General features: G+C 23.9%; 11 protein-coding genes and 4 pseudogenes. 7 read left to right on the top strand and 8 right to left on the bottom strand.

Going from position 1 to position 11,163, the window contains the following annotated elements; all coding sequences use genetic code 11:
- Window positions 1-616: 616 nt before the first annotated feature.
- From EJJ37_RS18790 to istA, 8 genes and pseudogenes are all read right to left on the bottom strand, one after another.
- Window positions 617-1,438 (bottom strand): RICIN domain-containing protein, encoded by an 822-nt coding sequence (locus EJJ37_RS18790; RefSeq protein ID WP_133016980.1) that lies wholly within the window; start codon window positions 1,436-1,438, stop codon window positions 617-619.
- 200 nt (window positions 1,439-1,638) lie between these two features.
- Entirely contained in the window at window positions 1,639-1,890 is a 252-nt protein-coding gene (locus EJJ37_RS18785) for an Rpn family recombination-promoting nuclease/putative transposase (RefSeq protein WP_133016982.1), read from the bottom strand.
- Between the two features lie 95 nt (window positions 1,891-1,985).
- Window positions 1,986-3,863, bottom strand: coding sequence for an enterotoxin (locus tag EJJ37_RS18780; RefSeq protein WP_133016979.1), 1,878 nt, complete (start codon window positions 3,861-3,863; stop codon window positions 1,986-1,988).
- 12 nt (window positions 3,864-3,875) lie between these two features.
- On the bottom strand, window positions 3,876-4,295 hold the full coding sequence (locus tag EJJ37_RS18775) for an RICIN domain-containing protein (protein WP_133016978.1): 420 nt from the start codon (window positions 4,293-4,295) through the stop codon (window positions 3,876-3,878).
- Window positions 4,296-4,300: 5 nt separating this feature from the next.
- Window positions 4,301-4,639: an RICIN domain-containing protein gene (locus tag EJJ37_RS18770; RefSeq protein ID WP_133016977.1), complete on the bottom strand. Its 339-nt coding sequence runs from the start codon at window positions 4,637-4,639 to the stop codon at window positions 4,301-4,303.
- Between the two features lie 44 nt (window positions 4,640-4,683).
- Window positions 4,684-4,917: pseudogene (locus EJJ37_RS18765) on the bottom strand (integrase core domain-containing protein); the annotation flags it as partial.
- A gap of 83 nt (window positions 4,918-5,000) precedes the next feature.
- Window positions 5,001-5,697 (bottom strand): annotated as a pseudogene (istB, locus tag EJJ37_RS18760) (IS21-like element helper ATPase IstB).
- A gap of 52 nt (window positions 5,698-5,749) precedes the next feature.
- Window positions 5,750-6,538: pseudogene (istA, locus tag EJJ37_RS18755) on the bottom strand (IS21 family transposase); the annotation flags it as partial.
- 605 nt (window positions 6,539-7,143) lie between these two features.
- Here istA and EJJ37_RS18745 point away from each other — a divergent pair.
- The 7 genes and pseudogenes from EJJ37_RS18745 (at window position 7,144) to EJJ37_RS18715 (ending at window position 10,979) form a co-directional block, all read left to right on the top strand.
- Entirely contained in the window at window positions 7,144-7,668 is a 525-nt protein-coding gene (locus tag EJJ37_RS18745) for a sigma factor-like helix-turn-helix DNA-binding protein (protein WP_133016976.1), read from the top strand.
- 166 nt (window positions 7,669-7,834) lie between these two features.
- Window positions 7,835-7,974: pseudogene (locus tag EJJ37_RS21240) on the top strand (transposase); the annotation flags it as partial.
- Between the two features lie 576 nt (window positions 7,975-8,550).
- On the top strand, window positions 8,551-8,748 hold the full coding sequence (locus EJJ37_RS18735; RefSeq protein ID WP_133016975.1) for a BhlA/UviB family holin-like peptide: 198 nt from the start codon (window positions 8,551-8,553) through the stop codon (window positions 8,746-8,748).
- 444 nt (window positions 8,749-9,192) lie between these two features.
- Window positions 9,193-9,333 (top strand): helix-turn-helix domain-containing protein, encoded by a 141-nt coding sequence (locus tag EJJ37_RS18730; protein WP_166484834.1) that lies wholly within the window; start codon window positions 9,193-9,195, stop codon window positions 9,331-9,333.
- Window positions 9,334-9,712: 379 nt separating this feature from the next.
- Window positions 9,713-10,588 (top strand): RICIN domain-containing protein, encoded by an 876-nt coding sequence (locus EJJ37_RS18725; RefSeq protein WP_133016973.1) that lies wholly within the window; start codon window positions 9,713-9,715, stop codon window positions 10,586-10,588.
- 15 nt (window positions 10,589-10,603) lie between these two features.
- Window positions 10,604-10,759 (top strand): hypothetical protein, encoded by a 156-nt coding sequence (locus tag EJJ37_RS21235; RefSeq protein ID WP_133016981.1) that lies wholly within the window; start codon window positions 10,604-10,606, stop codon window positions 10,757-10,759.
- Window positions 10,746-10,979, top strand: coding sequence for a hypothetical protein (locus EJJ37_RS18715; protein WP_133016972.1), 234 nt, complete (start codon window positions 10,746-10,748; stop codon window positions 10,977-10,979). Before EJJ37_RS21235 ends, EJJ37_RS18715 begins: the two co-directional genes overlap by 14 nt.
- Window positions 10,980-11,163: the final 184 nt, after the last annotated feature.

Genomic DNA, 11,163 nt, shown 5'->3' with positions numbered 1-11,163 from the left:
TGCCAAGGCTAATAAATTAGTTGTAGAAAGGTATTTGGTTTATTTATTTGATACTCTATCAAAGATAGATGTATCGGATAGCGAAAGCTTAGATAATCTTATGCCTTGGTCCAATAAGATACCTGAAAATATGAAAATTAAAGATAGGAACTAATAAATATCCCAGTAAAGCTTCAAAATTGCCTTACTGGGATATTTTAATATTATTTTTCTGAGCATTAAAGGTACTAAAAATTTGACGCTTACATTTAATATTAGTATCTTGTGATACCATTAATGGTTGATTTAAAACAGAATTATTATTTCCATAAACTTACCATAGTAGATTCCTATATTTAGCACTTCTTATATTATATAAATTAAAACCTACAGGACTTAATATCCATAGGAATTCTTCTATATTTGATATATCTAAATCTTTTACTTTTATAATATTATTAACATGTAAATATTTATTATTGTTATCAGAAATAAGGTACATAGATGAATCAATATCACTTACTATAATATTCCAACTATAATCATTTGAACCAAAATACGCTATATCATTTTGGGAATTTAAATATTCAGAATTTGATATGCTTGATTTTGTCTTGAAATTGATACAATAACCTCCTTATAAAATTTCCAATGTCCATTTTTGATCTGAAACGTCTCCCTTATCTCCTATAAACACATCATCAGGTCTTCTAATAGCTAATGACTTTGTTGGAAATGCTATATTATTTATTCTGAATGTTTGATTTTCATAATTATAAATTAATTCCCATTTTTGATCTGAAACGTCTCCCTTATCTCCTATAAACACATTATCAGGCCTTCTAATAGCTAATGATTTTGTTGGAAATGCTATATTATTTATTCTGAATGTTTGATTTTCATAATTATAAATTAATTCCCATTTTTGATCTGAAACGTCTCCCTTATCTCCTATAAACACATTATCAGGCCTTCTAATAGCTAATGATTTTGTTGGAAATGCTATATTATTTATTCTAACAATAGTATTATCAAAATCTGAAACTATAGCATCTTTTATAATAAATTTATTATTATTTGATGTACTTGTAGTATTAATTACTAAAGATTTAGTATTATCGATACTTAAAAATAAATTAGGGTTTCTATAATTTGATATAGTAAAAACTTTTGTATCAGGATTTTCATTTATGATCCAATATTGCTCATCTAAATCTGAATCTTTTTTTGCTGTTATTGTTAAGGCTGGAAAATCTAAAATTAAGGCCATAGATTTATCTTGTTGAGATAACACTTTATAAGCTTGTTTATTATCGTTATATACTAAGTACCATTTTTGATTAATTGCTCTATTTTTATTATATAATATAACAATATTGGTACTTGTTTTATCTAAAAACAAACTATTATCTACATTTGAATATATACTTACTATTTGATTATTTAATGCTCTATGCATAAATTCACTCTCCCTTATTATAATATTACTTAATGCAAAACCTACAAAATAAATTATTATTTTGTTATTTTCTTTAACTACGCTAAAGTACTAAGGATTACAACTATACCAGTAAGATATCTGATTGAATAATTAATATATAGTGTATTAATAAATTTATTATAGTTTCAAACTATAATAGTAATAGTTAATATTGCAAATTATTGGGGTTTATTACTTATAGGATTTTCTATAAATTCCATCCATGCATCAAATACATCTTTTATTTCTTCATTCTTTGGTAATTTAGGTAGTTCTATAAAGTGTATTTCCTGAAGATCTGTTAATTCTTCACTTGTATTAATTTCTTTTAATCTATATATTGAATGTGCTTCTTTTGTCTTTAAACACTTAAAATTTAATATATTTATACAAATTGTTTTTGCTAATGTATCATACTTTTGTCCTTCTATAAGTTGGTCTTATGTCAATATCTTGGACACAAAAAGTCAAACTTAATGGTGATATTTTTATATAAAAATTAGTGCGTAAAATTTTATAATAAGATTTAATTGTATTTTAAATTTATTGTAGAATTACTAATAGCTAGATTATCATCTATATCTACTATTAATACATAATATTTTCTTGGATCAACTGAACAAGAATAATTAGATTCACTCATATTAAAAGTATATAAAGGTTCATTGAATAGAGCTATATTATCTTGATTTATATTAATAGTTGTAGCATTATATAATTTACAACTTCCTCTTAGCGTTGGAGAGGATAAATTAATAGTACTTTTTTTACTACTATCTCCTGTTAGATAGAAATAAAAAGCTAATTTTTTACCTTTATTAACTAGTGAAAATTTATATTCTCCAGAAAAATAATGAAGTTTATGAAATGAAATCATACCTTGATTATTTAAATTCGTTGTATTCTTGTTTATTGATATTTTATATTCGCTATTTTCTTTAGTAGTTTTTATACAATATATATCAGAGCTATTTAAATATACTAAATTAAAATTTTCTTTTTTAAAATTCTTATCACCTAGTATATATTCTAATCCTTTATAATCTGATGAAACAATATCATTATAGTTTATTAATTTATTTTGTTCATAGTTTCTATTTGCAGTACCAATTAGTTTATATATTTCACAAGATTTGTTACTATATTCTATAGAAATTCTATAATAACCATCTTTAGAAACTTTAAATAATAAATTATGGTCTTTAAGTTTATCTTCTTCAATTTCTGGCACTTTAACATTATACTCACAATTATCATTAATAGGGGCCTCTATTTTTGAAATTCTTTCTTTTTCATAGTTTAATTCCATAATATAATATTCCTTTTTAGGAGCAATCATCTCTTCATTAACCTGAAATAAAGACTTTTGTTCTATTTTTTCTCCTTTTGTTACTGTTTTAAGCTTGTGAGTGCCTATAGATTGTTTATATAATAATGCATAATTTTTAATTACATTATTTTCAAGTTCAACAACTTCATATTTACTTCTCATAATATACATTTTCATATACTTATCTTTTGTAGAATCATATTCTGAAGTATGCCAATATCCTCTAGCTTCTCTATCTAAAAATAAAGGAGTACCAAAAGTTTTGCTTATTAATGGACCAACCGAACTTTTTGTATAAGGACTATTAGAACTTTTATAAAAACGGTCTATTATAATATTATTTTTAATTCTTGGATCTAATGCAGTACATTGTATACCAGATTTAATATATAAACCTCCATAAAAATCAACATCATTTTTTCTTAAATAACCATCACCTCTATTTAAAATATATGTTCCATTTGGATAAAATCTATTAATTAAAGGCATTTGTATATTTAATCCATCTAAAATTTCAGAACTTGGATTGGATTCTATTGCTTTCATTATAATAGAAGTTTCTTGTAACAAACATCTATCTGAATCAAAAAGTGAATTATCATTCAACTTATCACCTTGATTAAATTCTTGATAATCAGCATATGCAATTGATGGTCTATAAATTACTGCTCTTTCAATTACTTTTCTATTTTGTACTTTTATAACATCATAACGAATATAAGTTCTAACTAGAGTCATATATAAATATTTATCTGATGGCGCTGTTGCCTCAAGCCAAGATCCTATAGTTTTATTTTCGTGAGAAGATGTTATATCTAAATCAATAGTATTAATAAGTATATTTATGACTCTATCTTTTGTAAGTGTTGATGTAGGGTAAATAAATATTCTACTTTCATCATTTGTTAGTGAATGATCAAATAAAGCTTTTTCTCCAGGGGGAACTAGAGTACCTGTAAGTTTATCAGTTGATGAGCTTAAAACCCATCCATCACCTTTTATATTTAAATATATACCATCATCTAATTCATTTTCTGATTTATTTATTATTGATTTACTATTTAAATCATACATGTAAAGCCCTCCTTAGTTAACCTTCTCAAGATTGAAAGTGAAGTTTTTTGTAAATTCAATTATTGAATTAGATACCATAAGTGGTTGATTCAAAATAGATCCATTAGTATCATATACGTATAAATAAAAATCTTTAAACTTTCCATGTTGTATTAAATATTCATCTACACCTATTCCAAGTGGTTTCCAGTAGAAGTTTTCAATTTTAGATTTATCTAAGTTTGAAATTTTTACTATATTACTAGATTTATCAAAAAATAAATATTTATTATTTGATAGATTCGAAATCATAAATAACCCCTCATCCGGGTTAATATTTTCAAATTTCCAAACTTCATTATTTGAAGAAGTGCTATTTTTAAAACAAGCAATATCATTTTCATAATTTAAATATTGAGAATCAGAAAAATATGTTTTCAATTTATAATTCATATAGCTCACTCCTTAATAAATTTATTATTATTTGATGTAATTTTAGTATCAACTACTAATTTTTTATCACTATCTATACTTAAAAATAAATTAGGATTATTATAATTAAAAATAGTAAATAATTTTGAATCGGGTTGATAATTTATTATCCAGTATTGATTATCACTGTCACCGTTCGATTCTGATATTATATTTAAAGATGGAAAATCTAAAGCTAATACTATACCTCCAGAAGACTTAGAATATATTTTATAAGAATTTTTATTTGCATGATAAGATAAATACCACTTTTGATTTTTTGCTCTATTTTGTTTATATAGAATTACTGAGTTTGATTGTGTCATATTGATCTTATGTCAATATCTTGGACACAAAAAGTCAAACTTATTTATGCTATACTTCTAGCTAATAATTCATATTGATCTGGAGTCATATAATTAATAGAAGAGTGTAGCCTTTTTCTGTTATACCAGCCCTCAATATACTTAAATATAGCTATATTAGCTTCTTCGAAGGTACGGTATGTATTTCTATAGATTTCTTCCCTCTTTATTGAAGAATGAAAAGATTCTATGCATGCATTGTCATATGGACAACCTTTTTTACTAAATGATTGTATAATATTAAACTTTTTACATAGCTCTTTTAGATCATATAAATGTTAAGTTAATGATGTAAGTTTTTGATCATTTAAGAATGATGTTTTTAGTTCTCTTCAAAATTAAAATGCTCTTTTAATCTATAAGAATTTCCAGTAATAGAAACTACGTGGGCGTGATGAAGTACCCTATCTAAAATAGCATTAGCTATTTTAGGATCGCAAAATATTTCATCCCAAGCATTAAAATTTATATTAGTAGTTATAATAGTACTTTTCTTTTCATATCGCATATCTATAAGTTGAAAAAATAGTTTTGAATCTTCTTTATCTATAGGAAAATATCCTAATTCGTCTATAATCAGAAGCTTATACTTACTAAAATGCTTAAGCCTTGAATCAATCCTATTTTCTAAATTGGCCCTTTTTAATTGCTGTAATAAATCATTACATTTAATAAAATATGTGCTACATCTTCGCTTCGCGGCAGCAATACCTATAGAAGTGGACAGGTGAGTCTTTCCAACTCCGCTTCTCCCTAAAAATACAATATTTTCTTTTAATTCTAAGAAGCGTAATGATTCAAAATCTAATATTTGATAATTATTTATTCCAGGTTGAAAATTAAAGTCAAAATCTTTAAGCTCTTTAGTATGGGGAAATGCTCCTACCTTAACCATTGATCTAATCATATTTGCTTCTTTACAATCTATTTCATGAGATATAAGCTTTATAAGAGTATCAACAAATAGATAAATTGTTTTTCGTTGAAAAATCAATAACTTCATCCAAATGATTCACCATTTGTTTTAGCTTTAGCTACTCCAAATTGTTAATTAATTGCATATATGCACTATTAGTCACCATATATTTCTCCTATCATCTTTAAATTATTTTTAGCTATTTCATTCATTTCATATTTAGAATTTTTAAATGTTAAAGAACTAATTTGCAGGTAATGATTATCATATACTTGCAGTTTTAATTTTTTGTTTATATATTCTGGTGGTACAGAATATTGGTTAGATTTATAAAAAATCATACTTTGACGATTAACTTTAACACTTGTAGTGATGATACTGTAGCGATTTCTTATTTGTTGTGTGGGAAGGTCAAGTAAGAAATCTTTTTCTTTTTCTAAGTGTAAAACTGGAATTTTACCAATTGAAGTATGGTATGTACCATTAATTCTGTTATTAAGCTTTGAAATTAGTTCATGTAATTCATCAAAATTAAGAGTACCATTATAAGCTCCAATTTCATCTAGTAACTTCATTGGAGCTTCTACTTTAGCTTTAGTATTCGGCCTACCTGCTATGCAGGGGCGGATTTTAAATCCATAATCATCAGCAAACTGTTGAAATTTATTATTTATCTTTCCACTCTGATAATCTGTTCTTGGCTGATTCATAACAGTTTTCATATTATCTGTTAGTAGTTCTTTAGGAACACTACCGAAGGTTTCAAATGATTCATTTAAAAATGAAAATAATATATCTTGAGTTTTTTCTAATGATAATCTATAGACTCTAAATCTTGAATAGGAAAGTATTAAAACAAAAATATTTATGTTAATGACTTCCCCAGTACTTAAAGCGAAATCAATATTTTCTTTCCAATCTAATTGTGCTTGCTGCCCTTTCCCATAATGGACACATCCTTTCTTACTAAATATTATTTTACTTAGTTCGACTTAATGTGTTCACTACTTTATACTAACACCACTTTTAATAAATAATTTTTACATTCTTTAAATAATTTGTAAATTGTAATAACTTAATAAATTTCTCCTTTTATATACTTTATTTTGACTAGCCATAAATTAATAAGTAAAAATCAGAGGATTTGTAAATATAAAAATAATTTTTAATTTTTGGAATAACTTCATTTAATTGTTGAATTATCTTTTGATAACTTCTCTTTCTAATTTGAATTTGTTTTAAAACATAGATTAGAAGATATCCAAATAATAAAGCAAAAACTACTTAGGTAGTTAAAATGTTAAATAGACTTATATTTATAATTTACATCAATCATAGTATATAAAGTAAATAAATTATTCTAAGACAAAATCTGATAATATTAACAATTAAATTATTAACAAAATATAAATTTTGTAATAAAATAAGTTTTTTTGTAATAAAATAAGTTTTTTTGTAATAAAATAAGTTTTTTTGTAATAATTTATATAAAAATGATTAGTTTACTAAATATACAATTCCGTCCTTTTTAAAATAGGGAGGGAAATTTATGCGAAAGGAATTGCTTTTTAATATTATAGAGGCTAAAAAGAAGAATAATGAAGCTATTTTAGTAATATTAGATATTTTTGAGAACATAATAAATAAATATTCAAGAAAGTTAAATGGTGCTGATACTAGACAAGATTTATATGTTTTTTTAATAAATCTTATAAACAACATAGATACCAAATTAATTATTAATTACGAAGATAAACAGATATTATTATATTTTTCAAAATCACTGAAAAATGAGTATATTAGGCTGTCAAAAAAAAATGCTAAAAAGAGTAAAAATGAAATTTATATGAATAATGAACTATTATATGATTGCAATAAAATAGAAAGTAATATTGAAATTTTAGATAGTATTAGAATATTGACTATTTATGAGAAAGAAATAATAAGGTTGATATTCTTTGACGGATACAAAGTTTCAGATATTGCTAAAAAGACAGGAAAATCACGCCAAGCTATAAATCAAGTTAAAAATAGAGCTTTAAAAAAGTTAAAAAAAGAATACTTAACTTCATAAAAAAATATATCTTTATGAAATTAAATATAGGTAAACTAAATTATAGCTGCAAGAAGTTTAATAAAATAAATAACATATACTCAATATTAAATGATACTAATAGTCAATATAAATTGATTTAAATACTAATTCTCATTCAGTATTCAAGTTGTAATATCACTTAGTATTGATTATAAAGTATAGAAGAAAAGTAATTAATGATGATATATACCAATAAATAAAGAAATATTTGAGTATATTCCATCTAAGTATAATGCAACTTTAGAAGAATTGAATCACTATAAATATCATGTTCACTACTTGTGGAGTAGATATTAAAGTAGTAATAGAATACAGTGAGAATGCGTGGATTAAAATTTTTTTAGAGATAAATCAGTAAAGGTTCATAAATTTAAGTCTAAGAAAACTAACCAATTTAGTTATACAACTAATAATCAAAATGGAAATATTAATTTAGATGGAATTCATATCAAATAAAGAAATTAGCAAAGTAAGTTGGGCAAAGTTCAGAACAGTTTTATAATATAAAGCTACTTAGCACAATATAGAAATTATTATTGCGCCATAAAATTATAATAGTAGTCAATTTTATTCCAAGCATGAATACAAAAATAGTGATATGAAAAATCTATCATTGAGGAATTGGACTTGTCCGAGCTATGCTGCTAACCATAACAGAAATATGAATACTAATATAAATTTACTGAAATTAGCAATATAATTTTTGTATTTTCTTGAGGTAGGAAATACCTTATTAGTTTAGGTAAACTTTCACCATTAGGTATATTTATCAATAAGATCCAACTTATATAAGTGAAGAGTAGTTCACTGTTTACTATTTTCCTATTTTTTTGAGCTATATTTTATATAAGGAGGTATGTTATGGATTCAGAGTTATTAAATTTTTTAACAACTCAAGGTATTTTTGCTTTATTATTTGGTTATTTATTGCTATATATTTTAAAGCAAAATCAAATTAGAGAAGAAAATTACCAAAGAATAATTCAACAATTAAATGAAGTTCTTCCAACTATAAAAAATGATTTAGAAGACATAAAAAAGCAGATAATAAAAAATTAGTATTTGATTTTTTATTATCTTTAAAATAATTTCAATAACTAATTGTATTATAGATAGTGGTCGTGGATTAGTAGTATTATGGTTTATAAATAAAGTACCAAGTAAGGTTCTATCCTTATTGAAAGCAGTTGAAGAGTATTTATATAAGTAATTAAAATAGTTTGCAGCAGATAGACAAGATTTAGATGCAACAAGAATATTAAGAATACATTTTTTATCTTTATATTTGTAGCTTATAATAAAAATAGATTCTGATAAAATTATGAATTTATTCCACTAATGTGAAATACTATTTTAAATTCATTGAATAAATTAGTCTAAAGTTCAGAAATTCTTTAAAGATTATTTTTATAAAGAAATTAAAAATTACGTTTTTAAGATGTTTATAAAGGGTTGAATTGGTTGATTATTCAATTAATAAATAATATTATGGAGTATAAAATTATGAAGAAATATGAGAATAAAAATTTACTTTTGCTTGAATATAATGTTATTAAAGCAAAAAAAAATGATAAAAATGCTAAACAATATATAATAGATTTTTTCGAGCCATTTATTATTAAAATGTGTAAAAAACATTTATAAAAAATATGGATCAGAATGATATTAGACAAAATTTAATTTTATCTTTATTAATAGCAATAGATAAATATAATACAGAAAATAAATTTTTTTGGTATGTAATTCAAACTATGAAAAATAATTTATATAAAGAACTGAAAAAAGTAAAAAAAGAAGAGCTAATAGAATAAAAAAAAGTTTAATTAAATTAGATGAAATTGATTATGAAATAATAGTAAAATCATATTTCGAAGATTATAAATTAAATGAGAGTTATCAAGGTATTTTGATATTTCTTATAATGCTATGGCAACAAGAAAAACAAGGGCATTAAAAAAATAAAATTATTAATATAAAAAAAATAATTTTAAATATATATTATTTAGAAAGAAGGAGATTAAATATGAATAACACAGTAATAAGTTTAAATAATGAAATATTTTCAATATATTCAAAAGTTGAACAAAATCTATTTTTAGAAAAAACAAATTCAAATAATGTAATATTATCTGAAGGAACTAATGGAGAAAATAAAAAATGGTATTTAAAATATGATGCAAGTAAAGATTCATATATTATCTTATCAGAAGAAGATACATCGTTAGCGCTAACTTTAGAATATCCATCCCTAAAATTAGTAGCAAAGGTTCTAGACTCATTAACCGAACAATATTGGTTTATAAAAAGACAGAATGATTCAAATACATTTACAATTTCAAATTACAAAAATCCTAATTTATATTTAAGTATATCTAGCGATAAGCAATTAGTTATTTCAACAGTAAATACATCTGATAATATTAAATTTATTTTTAGACAACCAATAATAGATGAACTAAATAATAAAGTATTTAGGCTGACAAATAAATTAGATAATCTCAGTATAATGAGAGGATCAGATGGGATACCTGTACAAGTAAACTACAATAAGCAAAATCCTGGAGGGATACCAGATGACGTACTGGTAAATATAAATAGAAAGTTTGCTTGGCAATTTGAAAGTGTGGATAATATGTTTGGAATTTTTAAGCTGAAGAATATAGAGAAAAGTGTCTATTTAGGCTGTACAGATAAGCCTTATGTAGAAACAATTCTACCAGGCATAATAGAAGGTGACAACATAAAGTGGAAAGTTTATTTTAGAAACAAAGATGTTATTATGTTAGTAAACATAGCTACTAATGGAGTTCTAATATCTGATGGAATAGGGCTTAAGACTATTAATAATTCATCTGCTGGAACAGAGAGATTTTGGAACTTAGATTCAATTAAAATATAGGAGTCTCTATAATTAATTAATTTTGAAATAAGAACTATATTTTCTAACTCTGATTATTTAAGTACAGATAATGAAATATCTTGTTTTAAAACTACTGACTCATCTAATAATTGTATGAAATTTATTAAGTGGAGTAGAAAATTACGGAGTAATAGCAATGGATTTCGTTGATTTTGAATTAAGTAATATTATAATAAAGGAGAATAAAATTATGGAAAAATCATTAAATAATCAAATAGTATGTATATATTCAAACGTAGATAACAGCTTATTTTTAGATAGGACAAGTACAGGAGTTATTTTATATAAGAAAAATAGAGCAATCAATCGTAAGCGTCAAATTTTTAGTACCTTTAATGCTCAGAAAAATAATATTAAAATATCCCAGTAAGGCAATTTTGAAGCTTTACTGGGATATTTATTAGTTCCTATCTTTAATTTTCATATCTTCAGGTATCTTATTGGACCAAGGCATAAGATTATCTAAGCTTTCGCTATCCGATACATCTATCTTTGATAGAGTATCAAATAAATAAACCAAATACCTTTCTACAACTAATTTATTAGCCTTGGCA

Source organism: Clostridium cuniculi, from assembly GCF_004353185.1.
GTDB classification, from domain to species: Bacteria; Bacillota; Clostridia; order Clostridiales; family Clostridiaceae; genus Clostridium; species Clostridium cuniculi.
This window is presented reverse-complemented; position numbering and strand designations above follow the sequence as displayed.

Excerpts from the sequence above, each read along its gene's own strand:
- EJJ37_RS18745 (WP_133016976.1), top strand. The coding sequence starts at position 7,144 with ATGCGAAAGGAATTGCTTTTTAATATTATAGAGGCTAAAAAGAAGAAT.
- EJJ37_RS18780 (WP_133016979.1), bottom strand. The coding sequence starts at position 3,863 with ATGTATGATTTAAATAGTAAATCAATAATAAATAAATCAGAAAATGAA.
- EJJ37_RS18725 (WP_133016973.1), top strand. The coding sequence starts at position 9,713 with ATGAATAACACAGTAATAAGTTTAAATAATGAAATATTTTCAATATAT.
- EJJ37_RS18775 (WP_133016978.1), bottom strand. The coding sequence starts at position 4,295 with ATGAATTATAAATTGAAAACATATTTTTCTGATTCTCAATATTTAAAT.
- EJJ37_RS18735 (WP_133016975.1), top strand. The coding sequence starts at position 8,551 with ATGGATTCAGAGTTATTAAATTTTTTAACAACTCAAGGTATTTTTGCT.
- EJJ37_RS18715 (WP_133016972.1), top strand. The coding sequence starts at position 10,746 with ATGGATTTCGTTGATTTTGAATTAAGTAATATTATAATAAAGGAGAAT.
- EJJ37_RS18730 (WP_166484834.1), top strand. The coding sequence starts at position 9,193 with ATGAAGAAATATGAGAATAAAAATTTACTTTTGCTTGAATATAATGTT.
- EJJ37_RS18770 (WP_133016977.1), bottom strand. The coding sequence starts at position 4,639 with ATGACACAATCAAACTCAGTAATTCTATATAAACAAAATAGAGCAAAA.
- EJJ37_RS18790 (WP_133016980.1), bottom strand. The coding sequence starts at position 1,438 with ATGCATAGAGCATTAAATAATCAAATAGTAAGTATATATTCAAATGTA.